The sequence below is a fragment of the Candidatus Hydrogenosomobacter endosymbioticus genome (assembly GCF_021654655.1).
Classification (GTDB): domain Bacteria; phylum Pseudomonadota; class Alphaproteobacteria; order Holosporales; family GW7; genus Hydrogenosomobacter; species Hydrogenosomobacter endosymbioticus.
This window is the reverse complement of the sequence record NZ_AP025225.1, coordinates 468,514-491,818: the sequence shown is the minus strand read 5'-3', so window position 1 is coordinate 491,818 and position 23,305 is coordinate 468,514. Positions and strand designations below refer to the sequence as shown.

Annotated in this window: 20 protein-coding genes and 4 tRNA genes; 15 read left to right on the top strand and 9 right to left on the bottom strand. The window is 41.0% G+C overall.

What is annotated here, in order from left to right; translation table 11 throughout:
• Positions 1-66: 66 nt before the first annotated feature.
• Together HYD_RS02275 and prfA are read left to right on the top strand one after the other, a co-directional pair.
• Positions 67-600 (top strand): hypothetical protein, encoded by a 534-nt coding sequence (locus HYD_RS02275; RefSeq protein WP_236864541.1) that lies wholly within the window; start codon positions 67-69, stop codon positions 598-600.
• A gap of 232 nt (positions 601-832) precedes the next feature.
• The gene (prfA, locus tag HYD_RS02270) at positions 833-1,906 is read left to right on the top strand and encodes a peptide chain release factor 1 (protein ID WP_236864539.1); all 1,074 of its coding nucleotides are present in this window, start codon (positions 833-835) and stop codon (positions 1,904-1,906) included.
• A 162-nt stretch (positions 1,907-2,068) separates the two neighbouring features.
• Here the strand turns inward: prfA and HYD_RS03805 are convergent, their stop codons facing one another.
• From HYD_RS03805 to HYD_RS02255, 3 genes are all read right to left on the bottom strand, one after another.
• Positions 2,069-2,371 carry a SemiSWEET family sugar transporter gene (locus HYD_RS03805; protein WP_272876438.1) on the bottom strand — a complete coding sequence of 101 codons (303 nt, stop codon included), beginning with the start codon at positions 2,369-2,371 and terminating at the stop codon, positions 2,069-2,071.
• An 81-nt stretch (positions 2,372-2,452) separates the two neighbouring features.
• Entirely contained in the window at positions 2,453-3,994 is a 1,542-nt protein-coding gene (locus HYD_RS02260; protein WP_236864535.1) for an N-acetylmuramoyl-L-alanine amidase, read from the bottom strand.
• A gap of 70 nt (positions 3,995-4,064) precedes the next feature.
• Positions 4,065-4,802 carry a class I SAM-dependent methyltransferase gene (locus tag HYD_RS02255; RefSeq protein WP_236864534.1) on the bottom strand — a complete coding sequence of 246 codons (738 nt, stop codon included), beginning with the start codon at positions 4,800-4,802 and terminating at the stop codon, positions 4,065-4,067.
• A gap of 359 nt (positions 4,803-5,161) precedes the next feature.
• On the opposite strand from HYD_RS02255, the gene HYD_RS02250 reads away from it, so the two are divergent.
• From HYD_RS02250 to HYD_RS02240, 3 genes are all read left to right on the top strand, one after another.
• Positions 5,162-5,235: transfer RNA gene (locus HYD_RS02250), tRNA-Arg, on the top strand.
• Between the two features lie 151 nt (positions 5,236-5,386).
• A complete protein-coding gene (locus HYD_RS02245) occupies positions 5,387-6,160 on the top strand; it encodes an outer membrane protein assembly factor BamD (protein WP_236864533.1) in 774 nt (257 codons plus the stop codon).
• Positions 6,161-6,213: 53 nt separating this feature from the next.
• Positions 6,214-6,702 (top strand): hypothetical protein, encoded by a 489-nt coding sequence (locus HYD_RS02240; RefSeq protein WP_236864532.1) that lies wholly within the window; start codon positions 6,214-6,216, stop codon positions 6,700-6,702.
• 15 nt (positions 6,703-6,717) lie between these two features.
• Here HYD_RS02240 and priA read toward each other — a convergent pair whose 3' ends face one another.
• Positions 6,718-9,015, bottom strand: a complete 2,298-nt coding sequence (gene priA / locus HYD_RS02235; protein ID WP_236864531.1) for a replication restart helicase PriA — start codon at positions 9,013-9,015, stop codon at positions 6,718-6,720.
• Positions 9,016-9,271: 256 nt separating this feature from the next.
• Here priA and HYD_RS02230 point away from each other — a divergent pair, with 256 nt between their 5' ends.
• From HYD_RS02230 to HYD_RS02215, 4 genes are all read left to right on the top strand, one after another.
• On the top strand, positions 9,272-10,834 hold the full coding sequence (locus HYD_RS02230; protein ID WP_272876437.1) for a Gfo/Idh/MocA family oxidoreductase: 1,563 nt from the start codon (positions 9,272-9,274) through the stop codon (positions 10,832-10,834).
• Between the two features lie 151 nt (positions 10,835-10,985).
• Positions 10,986-12,323, top strand: a complete 1,338-nt coding sequence (gltX, locus tag HYD_RS02225; protein ID WP_236864528.1) for a glutamate--tRNA ligase — start codon at positions 10,986-10,988, stop codon at positions 12,321-12,323.
• Between the two features lie 147 nt (positions 12,324-12,470).
• Positions 12,471-13,748 (top strand): glycosyltransferase family 4 protein, encoded by a 1,278-nt coding sequence (locus HYD_RS02220; protein WP_236864526.1) that lies wholly within the window; start codon positions 12,471-12,473, stop codon positions 13,746-13,748.
• Positions 13,749-13,865: 117 nt separating this feature from the next.
• Positions 13,866-13,948: transfer RNA gene (locus HYD_RS02215), tRNA-Leu, on the top strand.
• Between the two features lie 57 nt (positions 13,949-14,005).
• Here HYD_RS02215 and HYD_RS02210 read toward each other — a convergent pair.
• From HYD_RS02210 to HYD_RS02200, 3 genes are all read right to left on the bottom strand, one after another.
• Complete coding sequence (locus HYD_RS02210) at positions 14,006-16,105, bottom strand: ATP-dependent DNA helicase RecG (protein WP_236864524.1); 2,100 nt, start codon at positions 16,103-16,105, stop codon at positions 14,006-14,008.
• 130 nt (positions 16,106-16,235) lie between these two features.
• The gene (gene smpB, locus HYD_RS02205) at positions 16,236-16,694 is read right to left on the bottom strand and encodes an SsrA-binding protein SmpB (RefSeq protein ID WP_236864522.1); all 459 of its coding nucleotides are present in this window, start codon (positions 16,692-16,694) and stop codon (positions 16,236-16,238) included.
• Between the two features lie 119 nt (positions 16,695-16,813).
• A tRNA-Thr gene (locus HYD_RS02200) sits at positions 16,814-16,885 on the bottom strand.
• 184 nt (positions 16,886-17,069) lie between these two features.
• Between HYD_RS02200 and HYD_RS02195 the strand changes: the two genes are divergently transcribed.
• From HYD_RS02195 to HYD_RS02180, 4 genes are all read left to right on the top strand, one after another.
• A complete protein-coding gene (locus HYD_RS02195; protein ID WP_236864515.1) occupies positions 17,070-17,735 on the top strand; it encodes a glutathione S-transferase family protein in 666 nt (221 codons plus the stop codon).
• 234 nt (positions 17,736-17,969) lie between these two features.
• Positions 17,970-18,263 (top strand): hypothetical protein, encoded by a 294-nt coding sequence (locus tag HYD_RS02190; protein WP_236864513.1) that lies wholly within the window; start codon positions 17,970-17,972, stop codon positions 18,261-18,263.
• A 10-nt stretch (positions 18,264-18,273) separates the two neighbouring features.
• Positions 18,274-19,623 carry a class I SAM-dependent methyltransferase gene (locus HYD_RS02185; protein WP_236864512.1) on the top strand — a complete coding sequence of 450 codons (1,350 nt, stop codon included), beginning with the start codon at positions 18,274-18,276 and terminating at the stop codon, positions 19,621-19,623.
• Positions 19,624-19,653: 30 nt separating this feature from the next.
• A complete protein-coding gene (locus tag HYD_RS02180) occupies positions 19,654-19,800 on the top strand; it encodes a hypothetical protein (RefSeq protein ID WP_236864510.1) in 147 nt (48 codons plus the stop codon).
• 608 nt (positions 19,801-20,408) lie between these two features.
• Here the strand turns inward: HYD_RS02180 and recA are convergent.
• A complete protein-coding gene (gene recA / locus HYD_RS02175) occupies positions 20,409-21,485 on the bottom strand; it encodes a recombinase RecA (RefSeq protein ID WP_236864508.1) in 1,077 nt (358 codons plus the stop codon).
• A gap of 368 nt (positions 21,486-21,853) precedes the next feature.
• Here recA and HYD_RS02170 point away from each other — a divergent pair, with 368 nt between their 5' ends.
• On the top strand, positions 21,854-22,372 hold the full coding sequence (locus tag HYD_RS02170) for a hypothetical protein (RefSeq protein ID WP_236864506.1): 519 nt from the start codon (positions 21,854-21,856) through the stop codon (positions 22,370-22,372).
• 298 nt (positions 22,373-22,670) lie between these two features.
• Positions 22,671-22,808 carry a hypothetical protein gene (locus tag HYD_RS02165; protein WP_236864504.1) on the top strand — a complete coding sequence of 46 codons (138 nt, stop codon included), beginning with the start codon at positions 22,671-22,673 and terminating at the stop codon, positions 22,806-22,808.
• A gap of 259 nt (positions 22,809-23,067) precedes the next feature.
• On the opposite strand, the gene HYD_RS02160 is transcribed toward HYD_RS02165, so the two are convergent.
• Positions 23,068-23,138 (bottom strand) — tRNA-Gly (locus HYD_RS02160).
• Positions 23,139-23,305: the final 167 nt, after the last annotated feature.

The following is a 23,305-nucleotide window of genomic DNA, read 5'->3' as shown; positions in this document are numbered from 1 at the left end:
TAAGCATAATTTTAATTATTTTTTATTATGCTAAATTATTAATCCAGTTTTTCTAAAGGAATGTTAATGAATAAAATTTCTTTTATATTATTGATTTTAACGATGGTATCTTCAACAAGCTCTATAGCAGGCAATGTGTTCGACAGACTATACGGAGATGCTGTAGATCGCGCAAATAGGCTTAAAGAAATGCAACTTAAAAAGGAAGCTAAAGAAAAAGCTCTTCTGCTTGGTAAGGACGAATCATACTTGAAATCTGAAAACAATTTTTTGCCGAAAAGGTATAATGCTGAAAGGCAAAATCAGCAGATAGACAAAGATTCGCCAGAGGAGCTAGAAAGCGCTCAGGAAACCAACGAAGCGGCGGCTAAGATACAATCGGCAGGTTCTGAAGAATTGGTTTTGCGTGTGATAGATTTGAAAAAGCTTTTCGATAAAATAAATTCGACAGGATTTGACGACTACGCCTTTGGTGTTTTTTCTGAAGGTCTTGAAGCCATGAAAAAAATGACTAATTTGAGCAAGTCTGAGAAGCTGGAGATGAAGTTGATTGCTGAATTTTTAGAAAAACAGAAACAGCTGAGGGAACAGCAGCAGTAAATTGGCAAATCGTCTGATTTCAGGAAAAATTGCAGCAAATGCTCTGAATAGAACGGGATGGAATCGATGCAAGGGTTCGGTTCCGTTCTCCGCTTTAAAGCATGCTCTTTAAAACGCTCAATACTCAATAAATTGGTGTGATTTTTTAAATTAACAGCTAAGCGCTTACCCATCTGCTATAATTGCTGTATCATTGTTCTTCGTGCGTTTTTGTAACCTTGTTGGTGGTTTTGTGAGTTTCGCGGAAAAGCTTGAGAAAATAGCAGAAAAATTTAGAGAGCTAGAAAAATGTATAGAAGAGCACGGAGCGGCTGATCAGCAGGTTTTTGTGCAGGCTTCTAAAGAGCACTCTAGGCTAGCGCCTCTTATGGTGTTGATATCAGAATTTCACGGTCTTCAGGGAGAGCTTGAAGATCTGAGAGTTCTTGCTTGTGACGAAGACGAAAATATTCGATTGATGGCAGAAGCTGATATAAAAAGAATAGAAAGCGAGCTTCCTAAAAAAGAAAATGAAATAAAAATAATGCTGTTGCCGGAAGACGAAGACGACTCTAAAGACGTTATTGTAGAGGTGCGAGCTGGGACCGGAGGAGAAGAGGCGGCTTTATTTGCTGGTGATTTGCTAAGGATGTATTCAAAATATGCTGTTTACAAAGGGTGGAGCTCAGAGTTATTGGGCGTAAGCGATAGTAGTTATGGTGGCGTGAAAGAAGCAAGCGTGTCCATCAGCGGTAAAAATGTGTTCGCGAATTTGAAGTTTGAAGCCGGGGTTCACAGGGTCCAACGCGTCCCAGAAACAGAAGCTAGCGGGCGAATACATACTTCTGCGGCCACTGTTGCTGTCCTTCCTCAGGCTGAAGAGATAGATGTGCAGATAGATGAAAGGGATTTGCGAATAGACGTTTTTCGCTCAAGTGGGCCCGGTGGACAGTCTGTCAATACTACAGACAGTGCTGTAAGGGTTACCCACATACCAACTGGCATTGTTGTTCAGCAGCAGGACGAAAAATCTCAGCACAAGAATAAATCTAAGGCATTGAAGATACTTCGCGCTCGTTTATATGACCAAAAGCGCGCCGAGAGCGAGAAAGAGCGTTCTGCGTCTAGAAAAAGCCAAATAGGAAGCGGGGATAGGTCTGAGCGAATCCGTACGTATAATTTTCCACAGAGCAGGGTCACAGACCACAGAATCAACCTTACTTTGTATAAGCTTGGCAAGGTTTTAGATGGAGAGGCCTTGGATGAAATCGTTTCTGCGCTGAAAGCTAATGACATAGCAGAAAAGTTATCGGAAGACTTGCTCTAGGTGGTTGATGGATCTGATGATGTTTTCATTGTATGGTGCGTAGAGTGGTTGGTTGGATTATGGTTTGCCGTTTGCGCGGGCGTGTGGACTCTGTATGGCGCGATTATTTAAACAAGAAACGCCAGCTGGACTACGGGATGCTGTGTGTTTTGTGAGGGTTGCTTATCTAAGATTGCTTTTGTCGAGCGCTATCTTTATCAATGCCGTTGTTATTGCAAGAGCAGATATTACAGTGTTTACAACAACTATTACCGCAGACCCCTTGAGGACGCCGTATAAAATCCATAATAGACCGGACGTTGTCGATATCACGTATGCGGTCAAAGAAACATCTCTTGCTGACCTTGTTTTTAGCATATGAGCGATTTGTGGGATAAACATTGTGGATGTTAAAACTCCTGCAAAATATCCTATGGACTCTACACTATAGAAATATTCGTAAAAAAAACTGCCATCAAAAACCACTAAAACTATCCTCTGTAACCTCGGTATTTTTCAGAATCAATATATCATATACAAACGAAATTTATAGGCTGTTTGCTTGGGCTATTCAATTTTTACTGAGTCCGCGTCGAACGAGAGCAGCTTTTTGAGCATAGGTGCTATTTTAGCCTTTGTTTCATTAAGGTTTTGGTCGGTAGCGAGCGACAGAATGTGAAGCTCAGGATCTGTTGCATAATTTTCGAACGGAATGTCCGTTGATTGGGCTCCAAAATGCCTCAAAAAAGCTTTGATAATTTGCTTGGTTAAGGAGTCGAGTTCTCCAGAAATTTGTATAGACGAGTATCCTATTCTTTTTAGCTGTGATTGAATGGCTTCTATTAGACTATTAGCAGAACATATTTTCTCCAAAAAGTTTGAAAACTCGATAGCATCGACATCGCCGCTTGGTAAATAGCCTATGCCGTGCTTTTCATGAAGCAACCTCCAAGGAAAATTTATTCCAGGGTCCGTTTTTCTTTCAGGGGCAATATCTTGGTGGGACAAGATTTTGATGTTGGGAAATTTTTTTTGAAGAGAGTTGACTAGTTTCGCAAAGGTTGAGATTTGCTGTACAGAAAAATTGGAAAACGTATCAAAATCTATGAGTCCGAACCTTGCGCCATATCCTGGAGATTGTGATTCTATTCCTATAGAGCACGTGTTCATTCCCGAATCACACCCATCTACTTTTCTTGATAGGCTAAATTCACTTTTTCCTGCATGCCACGCCCGTTGGAATGATTCTGTATAAAGGGTTTCAGTGGATAGTTTTGTTTTTTCCAGCGCCGTCTTTTTTTCTTCTGGTAAAATGTGAAACACAGGAGGAGAAAATGGAAATTTGAGCTTGTCTATATTCCACGAACTCCCTATTCCGTCGATGTTTTGTAATTCTGGGTATAGGACGATAATAGATGCTGCGTTGCAGTAAGGGATAAAATAGTGTGCCGAAACTTGAGTTTCTGTTTTCTTTGTAAGCTGGCTAAGAGCTGAATATACGTCAAGGCCCATGCAGTGTGCTATAAGAGCTTTGCACGAATTTTCTATGTTTGGTGAAAAGTTAGGTGAGAAAACTGTTAAGGTGTCGAATCCATATGATGAATCAGAGAGTTGATATGATTTCGGAACAGCGCGGTAAAATTTCCATATATTAGAAAATTTATTTCTTATTTGCTCTCCTATAAGTTTTTTGTCTTTATATTTAAGATCTATGACTTCGTTTAGCGTAGACGGGTCTGACAGAAATCGGTCCTCGCTTATATTGAGGAATTCTAAAAATTCAGCCCAGTTTCCAGAAATAAAATCTAAAGTTGCGCAATCGTTTATAACGGCAGGGTAATTTTTTAACTCCTGGATTTGAAACAGCGGATGGAAAAACTTGCTTATTAAGTTGGTTTTCTGCGTCATTTCTTTGCTTTTCTGGTTTTTCTGAGAGAGCGTATCGTTTTCGAGTTGCTCTAAATCTTTTTTTTGATACAAGTGCTCGCCTGGAGAGCGGGGCTGCTCATTTGCAGGATTTTTCATAGCGTATACTTCGTTAATATGTGTTCCGACGATGAATAGTAATAACAGCAGACGAAAAAGCTGCACAGAATTATCCGCTAACATCAACCACAACCGCACTTTAGCAAATTATGAAGTTTTAAATCAACTCCTTTGGATGTTTGCGTTTGTGCATTTAGTTTTTTTCGAAAATAGCGACAATTTCGTATCCAAATGGAAACGATATTCTTGGGATAAAAAATATTTCAGAAAAAAATATTTTTTTACAGATAAAGTTCACTATAGGATTAGTTTCTTTGATGTAGACGCTGTTTCTATCTATTAAAAATTTGTGTACCAGTTTCACTGCTGCTGCGACAGGGAACAGTGGTACAACAAAATACGAGCCATACATATACCTAAATCCAGCGTCAAAAAAAATTTTTCGCAATCCTGTCAACGTATAGCGTTTTTTATGGTGGCAAGCCCTGTCGGAACCGTCATACAAGCATTGATACGCTGGAACTGTCACTAGGATCTTCCCTTTTTTATTAAGGCTTCCAGAAAGCTTTTCTATGGTCTTTTTATCGCCGTCTATGTGTTCCAGAACATCAAGCAAGCATATCAGGTCGAATCCAAAATCATATGGAAGGTCGCCATTGGGAAGAAACGGCCCTTTCTTTACCTCGCAAACTTTTCTGTTGGTCGCGAACTCTCGGGCTTCATCATCAAACTCTACGGCGAAAAGGTCTCCATATTTCGACAACAGCTCTAGGTTTCCGCCTGAGCCGCAGCCTATTTCGATAACTTTTTTCGCTTCCGTTGCGGCAGTTTTTCCATGGCTCAGAGCGAAAAATTTTTCGAGCACATTCGAGATTATCTGTCGTCGTCCAAGCAAAAACCAGTGTTTATCTTCACTTTTGCACAGCTCCATATAGGTTTGCCTCTCCATTAAACCCCTTTCTTGCTAGTGTGTCGCGCTGATACTTTACTACGATGTAATGGTATCTAACACGTTATTTGTTTGCAATAGACTGGAAAGACGCGTTAATCATTTTCAATTTTCTAATTCGCAAAGTTGCTAGAGAGAGCGGCTGGGTGCTGTGTTCTGATGTTTGCATAGTTTATGGTATGGTGCGATATATGGCTTTTGTTAAGTGTTTAGTATAGTATTTAGCAAGTTGGCCTGTTCTATTGTTTGTTTGTGTATAAGATGCGAATCCATGTTGCATGGTTATGTGAGGTGAGAGCGTCTTGTTTGTGCAAAAAGCTGTGAAAGCTGGCTGGGAATTGGCGCCCGTAGCTCAGATGGATAGAGCACAGGATTCCTAATCTTGGTGTCGTGAGTTCGAATCTCGCCGGGCGCGCTTTGCTTTTGCGTTTATTGCAAGCTTCGTAGAATATTTTTATTAAAATTTGCTGTTGTCGTTTCGTTTGTGAACGGTTTTCTTGTATATTAACGCTGGTGGGGTTCTTTAGTTTTTTTGTCTGTCGATGAATTTGTCTAGATTTGCGATTATGCTGTGCGTTTGTTGCGTTGCTATCGCAGGATGTTCTCAGAAAGAGAAGCCGTATGTGGAAAAGCCGATAAGAGATTTATATGACGAGGCGTTAAATTTCTATAAAAACGGCAAATATGTCGACGCCGCAGACGCGTTTGACGAGGTGGAGCGCCAATATCCCAGCTCTTCGTGGGCGGCTCGTGCACAGATATTGTCGGCGTATTCTCTTTACAAGGCTCAGAAATTTGACAGAGCAATATCAACGATAGATACGTTTATAACATTGCACCCAGCTAGTCCGTTTATATGTTATGCATATTATTTAAGGGGTTTTTGCTACTATACCGACATACAAGCTGCGTTATTTGATAGGGAAAGTGCTGAGGCTGCATTAAATTCGTTCGAAGAGTTGATGCGACGATTTCCGGCGTCGGAATATGCGTATGATGCGAAATTTAAGTGCAATTTTCTTAGAGAGCATTTGGCTACTCAGGAAATGGTTGCAGGCAGGTTTTATATGAATAAGAAGAGCTATGTAGGAGCTCTTAAGACTTTTGCTTCATTTGTAGAGCAACACCCGCAAAGTTGCTATGTTCCAGAGGCGTTATATAGAATCGTGGAGTGCAAAATTGCTCTAGGGCTTTCGGAGAGCGCGAGGCATACGGCATCTTTTCTTGGTCATAATTTTCCTAAAAGTGAGTGGTATCGGTTATGTTATGAAAAAATACAGAAATTTGCTCCTTATGTTACGCAGGCTAGAAATGTAAGATCTGCAGACAAAAAAAAGTAATTTTATCTATCAATTAATTGTTAAAAATTATAATAAAATAAGGGCGTATTTTTATGTTGTTTTTAATGTATACATATTTTTGGCATGGAAAAATTTTCTTATTATTTTTGGCTCAAGTTATTATAGTTGCTTCTGTTTCAGAAGCGTCGAACAAAGACAACTCGTGTCCTAGCGAAGACACCATACAAAAATTCATCTCAAGGTATAGGTGGACAGACAAAACGATTAGCTTTCTTGATGGACGTTTGGATCGCTGGTATGTGCGCATTAAGGCTCCAAACCTTATACTTCGTATGTTTAGAGATATGAAGCAAGAAGCTCTTCAGGCGAAGGAAAATGGTAGCGAGGTGCAATTTGACGAACGGGATCTTATGAGAAAATATTTTAGCTCAGAATTTAATAATTCTAGGCGCGCGCAAGTTTTTTTGCTTAATGAAAATGTTGGAATGCAGAGAAGTGTTTGCGAATACGGAGTGTTTAGGTCGAGAAATGGGAAGGTTGTTTACTCTGTTTCTGCGCTTGTTTCTGACAAGAATCTTTAACGTGGACCTGTTGTTTCACAAAAAATTGTAAGGGTCTACGTCTGTTTGAATTCGTATATTTTTTGCGAGTTTGCAAGATTCTATCCAGTTTTTCACAATAGCTTGTAAATTTACATTTTTGGGTGCTTTTACCAGAAAGCGCCATCTGTGCATTCCGCGAAGAGGGCTAAGGGCTGCTGGCGCAGGACCGAGTATATCAATGTCGCTGTATTTAGGAGCAGCTTTGCTGAGCGCGTCTGCTGCGGAGTGTGCGTCTTCATCTTTCGTAGCGGTTATTGTAACCGCTATTAATCGTGAAAATGGCGGCCATCCATAATCTTGTCTATTTTTTGTTTCTTGTTGCGCGAATTTTTCGAAATCGCCGTTTACGATGCTGACTAAAACAGGATTTTGTGCGCTTCTGGTTTGTATATATACCTCTCCAGGCTTTTCTTCTCGTCCAGCTCTTCCAGATACTTGGGAGATGACGTTATACATCTTCTCGTTAATTCTAAGGTCGGTTACTGCAAGAGAAGAATCGGCATCTATAACTCCAACGCATGTTAGGTTTGGAAAGTGGTGACCTTTCGCTATCATCTGGGTACCAACTATTATGTCTACCTTGTTCTCTTTTATTTGAGAAATTGTGTCTGACAGCTGCTTTTCTGATGATAGATGATCGCTGCTGAAGAGCGATATACGGGCTGATGGAAACATTTTGCTAAGCTCTTCTTTTGCTTTTTCTACGCCTATTCCGTACAGCGACACCCCTTTATAACTTTTGCACCGCGGGCAAATATCTGGAACTTTTATGTTAAACCCACAGTAATGGCATACCAGGCTGTCTTCGGCGCGATTTTTGCAAAGAGGGCCATATCTGTGTACGCATAAGTATGTCTTACATCTATGACACAAGGCTCTAAATCCACACGATTTGCAAAAAAACAGGGATGAATACCCTCTTTTGTTCAAAAATATCAAGCTTTGGTTTTTGTCTTCCAAATTTTTTTTGACGGCGGAGTGGAGCTCTGGAGAGAGCCAGCTTTCGCATTTTGTCATATCTATTATTTTTATTGACGGCATAGTTCCTGATCCATAGCGCGAAGCTAAGCGCACATTTTTGAATTTTCCAGAATTGCAATTGTACAGAGTTTCTATCGACGGAGTTGCTGAGGCAAGAATCGCTGTGCATTTTTCTAGTTTGGCTCGCACAATAGCCATGTCGCGTGCGTGATATAGTACCCGATCTTCTTGTTTATATGTGTGGTCGTGCTCCTCATCAACAATAATTAAACCCAAAGATTTATACGGCAGAAAAAGAGCAGATCTTGCGCCAATTATGATTTTGCTTCTTCCTTCTGCTATGGAAAAAAAGGCGGCTGATCTTTTTGATGGAGTTATATTTGAATGCCATTCGCATGGCGCTGCTCCAAAGTATTTTAAAATGCGTTCGCTCCACTGTTTCACAAGAGCTATTTCTGGGAGGAGAACAAGAGCTTGCTTTTTTTTCAGGGCGACCTGTTCGCATGCTTTAAGGCATACCTCTGTTTTGCCAGATCCTGTAGGGCCGGACAAAAGTATGGATGTGAATTTGTCTTTGCACAAGAATTCTGAAATTTCAGAGAAAACGGAGTCTTGATCATCTGTTAGGTGGATGGATGAAGACAAGAACTCCAGGCCTGTTGTGCGTGGTTGTGCACGATCGGCAATTGGTATTTTTAACGCATCATTTGTGCGTTCGTCCGCGTGGATAAACATTTTATTTTTTATAAGACTTTGTAAAGATGTTTTTGATAGTTTTGTTGCGCGCTGCCAGTCTGATAGTGGCATGGCTATGTCATTGTAGCTTTCTCCCCACGCGGTTGTTTCCTCAGCGGCAACAAGTGCTCCAATGGGACTTTTGGGATCGATGGTTTTTTTTTGAGCTATTTCTAAAAATTTTTCTCTGTCAATAGTATACGCGGGTTCTTTTTTTCTATCATAACTGCGAAGAGGAAGAGCTAATTTTAACACCGCCCCTGGATGGCTTAGCGTATAGCGAGCCACCCAATCTATGAACTCTACTAAAGTTTTTGATAGAGAAAAGTCTCTACATACGGAAGTTATTTCCCTCATAGCATCATCGCTTATTGCCTTACACGAATTTTGTTCTGATTCGCTCCATACGCACCCGTAAACTATTTTCTTTCTAAGAGGAACCATGACAACGTCTCCTGTAGATAAATTTTTACCGAGAGAAATTGTGTGTGAATAGGTGAGAGGCCCAAACGTGACGCCTGGTATTAAGACGTTAAATCTTATACGTGAAGTATGTGAAATTATGGAAGGCAGCATTAGAGGAACTTAGGGCATGGCCCATAGAGCCATTACAAATGTTATTGTGTTTATTTTATACTGTAGAGAAAAAATGCGCTATGATGGGAAAGCTTGCAAAAATAAACCAGGCTTCAATTATGGGTACGCTTTTTTTTATCGGGCGTTGTTTAATTTGGGAAAAATAGGATATGTCTTCTTGGTCGAGCTCTGGATATTTGATTTTGTCAAAATATTCATACACAATGGGGCTAAAGTTTTTTAGGCTTTTTTCATAGTGTCGTTAGTTGCGGTAATAGGTTGCGGTGGTTGGGGCAAAAATTTGGTGAGAAATTTTGCCGAATTGGGTGCCCTTGGTGCTGTCTGTGATTCTAATCCAGACGTTGTGCTGGAAGTTTCTAGTCAGTATGGTGTTCCCGCCTTGTCTGTTGACGATATAAAAGAATCGTCTCTTAAGGGGTGTGTTATAGCGACGGGCGCTTGCTATCATGAGGCTATAGGTGCGGAAATGCTGATGGCAGGGAAGCACGTGTTTGTTGAAAAACCTATGGCGCTTAGTCTTCGAGATTCTCGTAAATTTTGTGATGTTGCAAAGAAAAGCGGTAGAATTTTGATGGTAGGACATGTCCTGCGGTATCATCCAGCATTTATCAAGCTTCTAGAAATAATTTCTGCCGGCGATATCGGAAGGGTCGTATATATAAGCTCTTCCAGAATTGGTTTCGGCAAGCTCAGGGAAAAGGAAAATGCTATGTGGAGCCTAGCTCCTCACGATGTGTCAATGATACTTGCGATATGCAAAAGGATGCCTGAGAAGATATTCGCTCACGGAGTGGGGAGCCGTGGTGCTGAAGGGTGCGGATTGATATGTATGCAGTTTCCAGGAGGGTTATCTGCTGTCGTGAACTCTTCGTGGATTCACCCGAAAAAAGAACATAGGCTGATTGTTATAGGTGAGCGCGGGGCCATAGAGTTCGACGACACGGCGCCTTGGGAAGAAAAGTTGGCAATATACAGAAATCAGCTGCATTTAGGTGGACAGACCCCGTATATTATTAACGGAGCCAAAGAGTTTATAGAGTGTGAACGGAAAGAGCCGCTAAAAGAAGAATGCGCTCATTTCATCGAATGTATAAGAAACAATAGTTCTGCTCTTACAGATAGTGAGGACGGGGTTCGAGTCGCTAGAGTTTTAGAGGCGTCTAACGCTTCTATAGCCGTAAAGGAATGGGTTGATCTTTCGCAGGAAAAAGGATTTTGGGCTCATTCGTCCGTAAAAATAGATGATGGAGTAGACATTGGTATTGGCACCAAGATTTGGCATTTCAGCCATGTGTTGTCTAATACTTCGATAGGCGCAGACTGTAATATAGGCCAAAATGTTGTCATTGGGCCTAGTGTGAGAATTGGAAGTGGCTGCAAAATTCAGAATAATGTGAGCGTGTATAGGGGGGTTTCCCTTGGGAACAATGTTTTTTGCGGCCCCTCGTGCGTGTTTACTAATGTTAAAAACCCTAGAGCGGATGTGTCTCGAAAGGACGAATTTCTCAGTACCGTTGTTGAAGATGGAGTTACTATAGGCGCTAATGCGACAATAGTGTGTGGTGTTAAGCTTGGCAGGTATTGTTTTGTTGGAGCTGGGGCTGTTGTTACAAAGGATGTTAAGCCGCATTCTATGGTTGTTGGTAATCCTGCTCGCCATATATGTTGGGTCAGCCATTCTGGAGAGAGGTTGGACGATAACGATATGGTTTGTCCTCGGGAAGGGCGTAAGTATAGGGTCGCTCCTGACGGAGAGCTTGAAGAGGTGGTTGTTCATAGGATCGTTGCGAAGGCATAGTTAGGGTGCTGTGTATTCGATGGCGACGATTTTTATTGACGGGGGGCTGCTCGCTTTTGTCGCGTTAAAAGGTTCTAGTCGTTTTTTATGATGGTGACAGAGGTTCGTTTATTTAATAACCTATAGATTGTGGTGTTTTAGGTGTGGTTTAATGATGAAGGTTCGTTTCGCCCCAAGCCCAACAGGATATATTCACCTCGGCAATGTGAAAGCTGCTCTTTTTAATTGGCTTTTTGCCAGAAAGAATGGGGCGGAGTTTATTTTGAGAATCGATGATACCGACCGCGAGCGTTCGAGCACATCATACGAAGAAGCGCTAAAGAGAGATTTATCTTGGCTAAACATAAGTTATGAAAGCTGCTTTAGGCAGTCTGAGCGAACCGAGCTTTATAAATCGTTTGCTCAAAAGCTGATTGACAATGGTGTTTTGTATCCGTGCTATGAAACGGCAGAAGAGCTTTCTGATCGAAGGAAAAAGTTGCAGGAACAGGGTCTTCCGCCAGTGTATTCGCGTTACTCTGAGGATAGAATAAGCAAAATCAGCGGTCGTTCTCCTCACTGGAGGTTTGAACTCAACAGAGAAGAGGTGTTTTGGAAAGACCTTATGAAGGGAGATATGGGGTATGATTTAAAAAGCGTAAGCGACCCAGTTCTTGTGAAGGAAAACGGAGACATAGTCTATGCTTTTGCAAGCGTTGTTGATGATGTTTTGGAGGGGATAACTCACATAATACGCGGAGAAGATCATATCACAAACACTGCATCACAAATTCAAATATTCAGAGCGCTCGGTGCGCATGAGCCCACCTTTGGTCATTTCTCATATATAAAAAGTGTTGATGGGCAAAGCTTTTCTAAACGCGACGCTAGCCTTAGCATCCGTAATTTAAAGGATGCTGGAGTTCTTAATTACACGATATGGAGTATTCTCGTGTCTCTTGGAACCGGCAAGCAAAATATCATCAGCTTTGATAAAAATGATTTTATTAGAGAATTTGACATTTCGCTTTATGGCGGAGCTAGCTGTCGGCTTGATATGGAAGATATGTTGAATATTAACAGAAAGTTTCTTGGCGCGATGTCGTTTGATATGGCTTTGTCGAGTCTCAGCGAGCTTCACAGGCGCCCTATGGTGTCTGAAAAATTTTGGCAAATAATAAAAGATAATATCTCATCTATTAATGAAATATACGATTGGATTAGGATATGCGAAGATAAAGGCTTAGAAATAGAGTCAAATTTTTCAAATGAGGACTTATCGATTGTAAAAGCTGCCATGAAGTCAATTTCTTGTTCGGAGTGTGTAGAAAATGAGTGGGATAAATGGATTTCTTATATAAAAGATGGCACGGGAAGTGGAGCGAAAAAAATATCTCAGGTTGTGCGAGCTGCTCTTACTGGGAAAAAACATGGGCCAAAGATGAAAGATTTGGTTGAGATAATGAGCAAGGATGTGATTATCGCTAGATTAGAAGGATTTGCAAAGTAATCTTGAAAGATTTAATAAATAGTAGTCAGTGTTGTTAACTATTTGTTGAATAAAATGACTTAAAACCGACTGACGCGAGCCGTGTTTGCCGCGCTGGGATATGGTGTGATACCGTGTCAGTTGCGTTAGTCGTTTTTTATTTGCAAAGTGGATAAAGCGCGAAGAATTTTGTGGATAATAAATCATTATGCCCAAACTCCGAGAGATACTGGTGGGATTCGACATTTCGCTTTAGCGAAACACATACAAAAACAAAGCAACTGGAAATGTTATATCGTTTCTTCAAGCGTGAACCACTATACCAGAGAGCAGCTCATCAAAAAGGGAAAGAGCTTTGACAGTTTCGAGTATGACGATGTTAGTTTTTTGCGCTTGAGGTGCATGAGGTATAAAAGCAATGGAATAGCAAGATTTATCAATATGCTTCAATTTGCATATAGAGCGACAGTTTTGTCATCAAGGCACCTTCCAAAGCCAGATTGTGTTATAGGGTCTACTGTTCATCCATTTGCTGCTCTTGCAGGGTATACTTTGGCGCGGCGTAGCAAGGCAGCTTTTATATATGAAATACGAGATTTTTGGCCAAAAACTCTTGAAGATCTCGGAGTTCTTGGCAAAAAAAATCCGCTATACAAAATTTTTCTTTTCATAGAGTCTTTGCTGTCGAAAAAATCTGATCATATCATATCTCCGCTTCCTTACGCCCATGAGTATCTTGAAAAGGAGTATGGGGTATGTGAAGGAAATTTGACGTGGGTTCCTAATGGCGTTGACTTCCGAGAGCTTGGCGTAAGTAGCGATGCTGGTTGCGAATGGTATGGAACCTCAGAGCAATCTCGGAATTTCAGGTTCTATTATTTTGGGACTCAAGGCAAAGCCAGCGATATTGATGTTTTGCTTGATGCTATGAAAATAATAATCGCTAGATCGGAAGGCTCTTATAAAAAAATTTCTCTCACAATAATCGGAGATGGACAAGAAAACGCAAGGCTGCGTAAAAGAGTTTGCGATGAGAACATATATAACGTTATGTTTATCGCTCCGGTAGCTAGATCGGAAATAGAACATATTTGCGAGAATGCGGATGCTTTTATATTTAACCCAGGAAGCCTAGATGTGTTTAGATATGGCATAAGCTCTAATAAACTAAGTGACTTTATGGCTGCTGGAAAGCCGATAGTGTTTAGGTGTGCCGCTAGGAACAACCCGGTAGAAGAGGCTGGGTGTGGTATTTCTCTTTGCGACCTAAGCGCAGCTGGACTTGCTAATGCTATAGAAATGATGTCAAGCTTTGATCAAAAAATTCTGTATGATATGGGCAAAGCAGCTAGGCTATATGCTAAACAAAATTATGACTATGGGAAAATTTCCGCCAAAATGATTTTTGCATTGGAACGCGCGGTAAGATCTAGAGAGCGTCGGTGAAACACGGCCCACCTTCTGTTTTGTAAGTAAATTGTAAACTCATTGATAAATGTGAAACATTTCGCTCTTTTTCGTCTATTGTTAAATATGGTGTTTTATATCATAATGACAGCTGTTGCCCTGGTGGCGGAATGGTAGACGCGGCAGACTCAAAATCTGTTGCCTTTTTTGGCATGGGAGTTCGAGTCTCTCCCAGGGCATGTGTTGCGATCGCGAGCTTGTTGTGAAGCGGCGGAAGGGTTTGGTCTTGCCTAGTGTCATCCAGCTCTCGTGACTCCTTGGCTGTTTTTAAAAAATAGGTTTTCCAGAAACTCGCTGAATAGCTTTGATTTTTCGGATTTAGATGTTTTTTTGGCGATGTATTTTGCTGTGTCTCGCGCGGAGTCTATTAAATGGAAAAAATCAGAGTCATCGATGAATTTAAAATTTTTGTGCCCGCTCTGGCGAATGCCTATTATTTCTCCTGCTCCTCGAAGGGACCAGTCTTTTTCTGCTATTTCGAACCCGTCAGATGAATTCCGAACAGCTTGTAGGCGCTCTTTTGCAACCTCGCTTAGAGTGTCGTCGTATAGTAAAAAACACAATCCTTTATCGCAATCGCGTGCGATTCTTCCTCGGAGTTGGTGAAGTTGCGATAGGCCCAGCATATTACTGCGTTCTATGACCATTATGGAGGCGTTGCTGACATGCACTCCAACTTCTACAACAGTGGTGGACACTAATAATAAAGTTTTTCCTGATTTAAACTGTTCGATCGCGGTAGTTTTTTCCTCTAGGGTCATTCTTCCATGTAAGACGCCAACCTTTCCAGGAAACTCTATGGTAAGAGACAGGCCTCTTTTTTCTACCGTGCTTTCTTTATCTCCGCTTATGAAAGGGCATACCCAGTAGACTTTTTTCCCATTTAGAACAGCGACCCTTATTCTATCAATCAATTCCGGGATCTTAGAGGAATGTATAATTCTTGTATCAATGTCGCTTTCGAAAGGCTTTTTTTTAAGGCGAGATACGTCAAGATCTCCGTATATCATTAGTTCGAAAGTTCTTGGGATTGGGGTTGCGCTTAGAAGCAATAGGTGTGGGGCCAGGCCTTTGTTGACAAGCGAAAGCCTTTGATTGACACCGAACCTTTGTTGTTCGTCAATAACAACAAGAGATAAATTTTTGAAAGTTACGTTTTCTTGAATAAGTGCGTGAGTGCCTATTACTATGTTCGTTTTTCCATCTTCCAGAGCTGCTGTGTTGTTTTTTTTCCCTCCGATAAAAAGATCTATAGAGATTTCTGATATATTTTTTGTTAATCGGCAAAGCTCTGAGAAATGCTGTTTTGCAAGTATTGATGTTGGAGCGAGAAGAGCAGACTGGGCGCCAAAGCTTGCGGTTTGAACAAGAGATAGGAAGGCTATTATGCTTTTTCCGCTTCCTACATCTGCGTGTATAAGCCTCATCATCGGCTCTTCTTTTTGTAAATCTTTTGATATTTGTTCCCACGCTTTTTTTTGGCAAGATGTGAGAGAATGGGAGAATTCCTGCAAAAGGCGAGCTGTGTTGTTGCTGCTAGGAATTTGTAGCGACCTGAACGATTTGTAGAGAGACCTTTCTTTCAAAAATCGAATTTGCCATGAGAGCATTTCTAAAAATGCCAAATTTTCTTTTGCTAATTTTATAGCCTTATCCTCGACATCATCTGTTACGGCGTGTATGGTCTTTATCCATTCTAGCAAAGAAGATGGCGATGGCAGTTTATCGCACTCTGTAATTTCTTGTATATCGCGCAGATGTTGCTCAGGGAATACGCGCAGTATTTCCGCTATAATTTTTATGAACTTTTTGTTAGTTACTCCATGGCACACACTATACACGGGTGATATATACTTATGAAGCCTGGCTGCTCTTAGATCGTGGCTTATATACTCGGGGTGAGCGATTTGTAGGTTACCAAAAATATCAATGGACGATATGGTTCCTCTAATGATATGAGTTGTATTTAGAACAAGGGCATGACAATGATTTGATCTGTGGAAGAACAGCAGCTCTAATTGGACAGAAGAGGGTGTTTTGGAAACAGGATCCAGGATTTTGCATGATATCGATTCTACGTTTTTTGTTTTATTCTTTCGGATTACTTTTACGAGGAGATTGCAGGAGTCTCCGATTTTTAATTGATTTATATCCTCATAACAGCGTACCAAAGAGTACGTACGTGGAATATGAGACAGTGCGTCCCATACTGTGCGAACTCCTATGTTGGAAAGAACAGACGAAAGCTTCGGTCCTACTCCTTTCACGAATGAAATATCTTTGTGTAGGAATGCTTCAAGCTCTACGAGAGAAGATCGAAAGCGACCGCTGACCATCAAACCCCCTGTATCGCCTGTATAGTCTGCACACGATAATCGGAAGGTCTCAGAATGCATGAGAAGTGACTGGATTGCCATAGACATATGCATGTATGTAAAAAAGCGACTGGCTTAACATGGGCTTTAATCATTTTTCCCTCTGGTACACCTTGAACAATCCTTGTTTTTGACGTTTCCAGTCTCGTTCTTTTATCGCCTCTCTTTTGTCTATTTTGTTTCTTCCAGATGCCACCGCTATTTCTATTTTTATCTTTCCTTTGTCGTTGATATAAATTTTCGTTGGTACAACTGTCATGCCTTTTTTTGACATTTGCCCAATGATTTTTTTTATTTCGCGTTTGTGTAGTAAAAGTTTTCGTTGCCTTTTTGGTTGGTGCCCAAATATCTTAGCAGGAGCGTATTCTGCTATGTGCGCGTTGTGCAAAAATAGCTCTCCGTCACTGACAATCACAAACGAGTCATCAAGAGAAGCTCTGTTTGATCGCAGAGATTTTGCCTCGCTCCCTATTAGCACAATTCCTGCTTCAAGGGAGTGGTGAATATCGTAGTCGTATCTTGCTTTTCTATTGTGCGAGAGAACCTTCATGTCACATAACTTTATTCACGAGCAAATGAAATGATACATTAGAAAAACGAGATAGTGAAATACACTCTACTTTACGCAAGTTATGCTATACATTTTTGCAAACCTCGCCGTAGAGCAAATGCCGTTAGAGAGGATTGAACTCTCGACCCCACCCTTACCAAGGATGTGCTCTACCACTGAGCTACAACGGCACACGAGAAATCTAGCACATAAGAACTTTTAGCCGCAATACAGATTTCGTTGGTTTCCTAGACTTACATAAACGAGAAATATTTTATGGACTAAAGGTGAGAATTTATTTCTAACAAAAATCAGCGCATTTCATGATTTTTTTATATACTCTATACGTAGTCGAGTTGGTGCGTGTGCGTTCTTATGAGGGTTCTTTATTCTGCTTCGTTTTGTCCTTTATCTAGAAAGCTTGCATTTGGTCTGCGCGAAAAGAAAATAGAGTTTTCGGAAAAACAAGAGGTTTTAAGCGCTCCGTCTAGAGAATTGCTTTCTGCTAATCCTGGAGGAGATATCCCGTCATTTGTAGACCACAGTGTGGTTTGCGGGAGCGATTACGTCGCTTGCGAGTATATTGATGAGGCGTATCCAAGTCCTGTCCTTATGGGAGAGTCTCCTAAGAATAGAGCAGAGGTAAGGCGTATACTTCATACTTTTGATTCTGGATTTTATCAAGACGTGTATTTGACTTTGTTTTATGAAAAAGCGCTTAAAAGGATGTTTGAAAAAAATTGCCCAGACACCAAAGTAATAAAAGAAGCTAAGTCGTCTTTAAACAGATATATGGATTTTTTAAATCAACTTGCAGATGCGCGAAAATTTCTTGCCGGGTCTTTTTTTTCCTGGGCCGATATTAGCGCTGCTTCTCAAGTGTCGTGTATAGATTACATTGGCGACATTCAGTGGAACATTCATCCTCATGCAAAAATTTGGTATATGAAGATAAAATCAAGGCCTTCGTTTCGCCAGTTTCTTTCTCAATCGTTTGCTGGCGTTCCTGCTGTTTCTTGGTATAGAGAACTGGATTTTTGATAAACCTTTAGCGATTTTGGGAAATGGGTTATGTCACATCTGAATTATGTATTAGAAAATCGTGAATTAGAACGCATATGGGCTCGCGTAAGTCTTGTCTAGTTTTTTCGGGGAATTCTCTGCTACTGCTGTGCGAAAAAATTTTCTAAAATTTTATCGATACAAAAATATTTCTATTTACTATAACCTTTCAGCAGTGCATAATTAACGTGTTTATGTTTTATGGAGGATGCTGTGGTTTTTGCTGTGCTTCTTGTTTTATTCGTCATGTTTGCGTTTTCTGCAGACGCGCATGCGTATATAGACCCCAGTACTGGAGGTATATTGGTTCAGCTTCTAGTAGGTGGTGTCGTCGGCGCAATGGCTGTTTTAAGGCTTTGCTGGGGGAATGTCAAGAATTTCTTCTCAAAGGTTTTTTGCAGAAAGTCTCTTGGAGGAGCCTGTGGGTGCGCTGGCTATGCGATGGAGGAAGCTGAGCGAGCAGGAGCGGAAGAGTCGCCCGGTAGCTCTGACTTGAATAGGAAATAGAGCGATGCAGATGGGCAGAGAGCTTTCGTCTTTCAGAGATCCTGAGGGGTTCGTCTTTCTAGACAAAGGAAAGATTAAGAGGTTCCTCAGCTCTGAGGCTGCTGTTAGTAGAATGAGGGACTTTCTTACTAGCGATGTATATCAGAGAAAACTGAAGGGGCTTCTTATTGATACATGTATGTTGGACAATATACTGGTTCATGAGCGTGTTCCAGTCGTCACGTATCCATATGAGTGGTCATTCTCTATGTTGGCAAACGCTGCGCTTACTCAGCTTAGTATAATGGAAGAACTGGTTCCCAATGGGTATATACTGAAGGATGGAAGCGCATATAACTGTTTATACCATAAGGGCGATATGGTGTTTATAGACATACTGTCTATAGGAAAGGTAGATAAAGAGCTTTTATGGAACGGCTACCATCAGTTTTGTGAGCATTTTTTGTACCCCCTTATGCTGAAGGCGTATAAAAAAATTAATTTCCAGGATTGGTGGGTAGGTTGCGGAGACGGTATTTCTACGCAGAATTTCAGAAATTTGCTAACTAAGGCGGATCTGTTTAAAAAAGGGGTATTTCTTCACGTGTTTGTGAAGAGCGCCCTCAATAAAATGGTAAGCAGAGAAACGGTGATAGATAAAAAGGGGCTTCAGAATCGTTCTGCAGAGTCGTCTATTATTAAACTTGTTAAAAATCTGAAAGATGTTGTTCAATATTTAAAGGAATATCGTTCATCTTCTATGTGGACCGATTATTCTGAGAGTAACTCGTATTCTCAGTCCGATAGAGAGGAGAAGCACAAGTTTGTTAAACGGTTTGTCTCTTCGTATGAGATAAGCCAGCTTGTTGACCTTGGGTGTAACACTGGAGAATATTCGGAAGTTGCTGCTGAGCATGTCCCCCACGTCATTTCTGTTGACTATGATCAGGATTGCATCGACCAAATATATCTCAAAATCCAGCAAGGCAAAGTGTCTTCTAGGATAGTTCCAGTTGTCGGCAATATTGTTCATCTCTCTCCGTCGATTGGGTGGAATCTGGAAGAGCGTAGGGGGCTTTTGTATAGGCTTAAGTCAGACGCGTTTTTGGCAGTCGCCCTGATACACCATATATGTATATCTAATAACGTCCCGCTTGAATATTTTGTCATGTTTTTGCGCGAAATAGGAGAGGTTGGGGTCGTTGAGTGGATAGATATTGATGATCCTATGGTTCGCGTTCTGCTTAAAAACCGCGAGAATGTGTTTTCTGGATATACGTGGGAGAATTTCAAGAGTATCGTTGAGAAGTATTTTTTCATAAAGGAAGTTTATGAATTCAGTGGAATGAAGAGGAAACTATGTTTGCTTGAGGGAAGGTGATCCTTAGTTTCTCCGTTTGTTTGCTTATTTGTGTTGTTTCTGTTGTTGTCGCTGCGCGGAGAGGTTGGGGTCGTTGAGTGGATAGATATTGATGATCCTATGGTTCGCGTGCTGCTTAAAAACCGCGAGAATGTGTTTTCTGGAGGCTGGCAGTGCAGCAGGTTGGGGTTTTTATAAAGAGGAGGCGGTTTGCGGCTGGATTCTGCGTGAAGCGCTGACTCTGGGATTTTTGAAAAGCGCTCTCCAGGGTTTAAGGTTGAGGTGAGTTCGGCTGCAATATAATCCGCTGTCGATTTTATAATTAGGAATTTATTGCTAAGCTCATGTGGCGCAGAGGTTATTGATGTTAGCCTTTATAAATTGATGTAAGCGCGCAATTTTCGTGGTCCGGCTTCCGCACACCGCCCGCTCTCTGAGAATATTCGTCTACAGCGGAAAGAGCAAGCGATTGGATCTATTAGAAGGAGCTGGCCGCCTATGATGGCTATTGTTTTCATAGTCACTATGTACGAGAGCTCTCTTCTCGTATTAACCGCAATGGCTGCTGATGCCGCTCTTTTTTATAGATGTCGTCTATACGTTTCTTAAATAGCACTTGCTGTTCTTTTGATATGTCTGGGATGCTGTTCAAATCTATAAACTTCTCATTGTCTATGTGACTATCACGTGTGTGATGTGAAACTGAACGACATGTAGTGTTGTCGATCAAACGGCAAGCGAACAAAAATGCGCTTATAAAGATGACAGCTAACAAAAATAGCAAACGAGAACCGTGATGCATTTCTCTACTCTTCCTGTTGAGAAGGAGCAATCTCTGGTTCTGAAACCACTAGGTCTGCTCCGCCGACGCATATAAGATCATTGCAAGACCTATCTCCAGAGTCCATTCTTCTGTAAATTTCGTCTTCTATCGCTTTTGCCTTGGCTGGGTTTTGCAGCAAAAAGTCTCTAACAGCTTCTCTTCCCTGGCCTATTTTAGCATTTTGATAAGAATACCAAGACCCAGATTTTTCAAGAACGCCAACCTTTGTCCCAAGATCTATTACTTCTGATATTTTTGATATCCCCTCTCCATACAATATTTCTATGATAACTTCTTTGAACGGAGGTGCCATTTTGTTTTTGACAACTTTTATCTTTGTTTGGTTGCCAATGATTTTATCTTTGTCTTTTATTGCCCCTATTCTGCGGATATCAAGCCTTATAGAAGCATAAAACTTAAGGGCATTGCCGCCGGTGGTGGTTTCAGGATTTCCAAACATAACCCCAATTTTTTGCCTGATTTGATTAATAAATATTATCATACAGCCGGATTTCGAAATGGAGCCCGTCAATTTGCGAAGCGCCTGGCTCATCAAACGAGCCTGTAGCCCCATGTGTGAATCGCCCATATCACCTTCTAGCTCTGCCTTAGGGACCAGGGCGGCAACGCTATCTATAACTATAACCTGCATAGCTCCAGACCGTACGAGAGTATCGGCTATTTCCAGTGCCTGCTCTCCGCTGTCTGGCTGAGATATGTACAAGTTTTCAACATCAACTCCGAGCTTTTTTGCATATCCAAGGTCTAGCGCATGCTCTGCGTCTATGAAAGCGCACAATCCGCCTTTTTTCTGGGCCTCTGCAACGACGTGAAGAGCCATGGTTGTCTTGCCAGAACTTTCTGGACCATATATCTCTATCACTCGCTTTAAAGGAAAGCCTTTGATTCCAAGAGCGAGGTCTAGCGCCATCGAGCCAGTTGAAATAACTTCTACATCCTCGACCAGGCTAGTTCTGTCTCCCCATCTTAAAAGAGATCCCTTACCAAAAGACTTCTCTATTTGTTGAATAGCAGCTTGAAGCGCGACGTTCTTATCCATAAAAATCTCTTAAAACAAAATATCACTGCACATTCTATACCTATGTAAGGGAAGTGTTCAAGAAGGAATGAGCCTACTGTTGCTGCGGGGTTATAGGTAATTGTAAATACTGATTTCTATTTGGAAATATGGCAAAGGTTTTGCGTGCTATGTTTTTAAAGAAAATCGATATAAAAACTTATATATGTTTATAGCTTGATAATTTTAATAATTGCGGCCGACTGCCATCGGCGACGTCGACAGAGATAATCGTCGGTAAGTTGCTATGGCGCTGTGATTTTAAGATGTGGCGATTAAGGAGTGTGCGCTGAACAAAATTTTGTTTGTTTTAATATATTTGTGGAATTTTTTCTGAATATTTTGGTCCTGTGAGAGAGGCTGAAGGAGGTGGCGGCAACAGCAATTTTAAAGAAAGTGAACAGAGCTCTGATGGTGAAAAAAGTGTTCATAAAAAAGAGGCAGATAAGAAAATGTCTATTTTAGAGCGTATTTTTGGAAAAACTAGAACAAAGTCTGACGGCAAAAAGAGCGGCGGTAGCCATGGTGATGGCAAGGCTAAACATGAAGAAGAAGAAGACGAAAAAAAACAAGATTCAAAAGAAGCAACACATCATTCTGAAAAGACCAGGATTAGCAAAAATTTTAAACTTAATTCTCCGATTGGTGGAATGGGATATAAAGTTGAAAAAGATTCAGAAAATGGAGTGGACTGTGGGTTCTATTTGAATAAATCAAAAAAAAACAATATCGAGATGTTGAAACAAATTGATACAGGACTTTCTTTGGTCATGCAACAAAATTTTGACGAATATAAAAAGCAGAAGAATGCTTTCATGAAGAATTGCGAAGAATTAGATGATTATATGAAGTATGTGTGGTTGCCGTAACTGCTCGGAATAGCTCTCCTGAGTAAGTTTAAAACATGGCGCGAGTTAGTTAGAGCAAGGTTGCCAAGTGGGTGCAAAAGTAGTTCTTACACACTTGGAGTATAAAAGGAGGGGAGAAATTATGAACAAGATTTTTTAGATATGTGCGGTTTGGTGTGCATTTATTGGCGTTAGCGCTGACGCTGGACCTGGATTTTCGAAGCAATCTCTGATATTTAAAAATGTTAACATCAGAGACGACTTCAGTTGGGAAGATATTAACAAGGAAATAAGGGAACATAATGAATCAGTAAAAAAAATGATGTCGACTGTATCTCCTGATAAAGTTAAAGAGCTTGCTAATTTGATTATAAACTCCCAGTTTGAGGAAACTAAGCAATTTAGGATTAAGTCTAATAATAAATCAAACGACAGTGGAGAGTATGATTTTAATTAATAATTGTTTTGCATGAGTTAGGTTGCGGTTAAATGAAGATTGTTCGCGCTTTATGCGAGGTGTAGTGGAGGCGCGTGTGTGTTGGCGAGTATTCTGCTAAATTAAGCGCGCGCTTTTTGTTTGCGCTCTAGAGCTGTCAGCGCGGAGAAAAGCGTTTTTAATTACTTTTTTGCGGAGCGTGATGTGAAGTTTGACCGAAGGCTTTGTAGTGGGAACAAATAGACAGCAAGCGACAACAAACAACCTGAGTGTCGTAAAGAGCGGGTGAAGGGAATCGGACCCTCGCCTAAAGCTTGGGAAGCTTTCGTTCTACCATTGAACTACACCCGCGAAACAACAAAGCAACGCCACCCTTCCGTACGCTACACCATTTTTTACGTATTGGTAACGTATGTCAAGTGACGTTAAGTGGACAGATCGGCTAATGGCGGGTTTTGTTTTGGTATGAGATTTTTCTTGAAAAACTGTTACTAACGAAAAAACTAGATTGCCAGGCG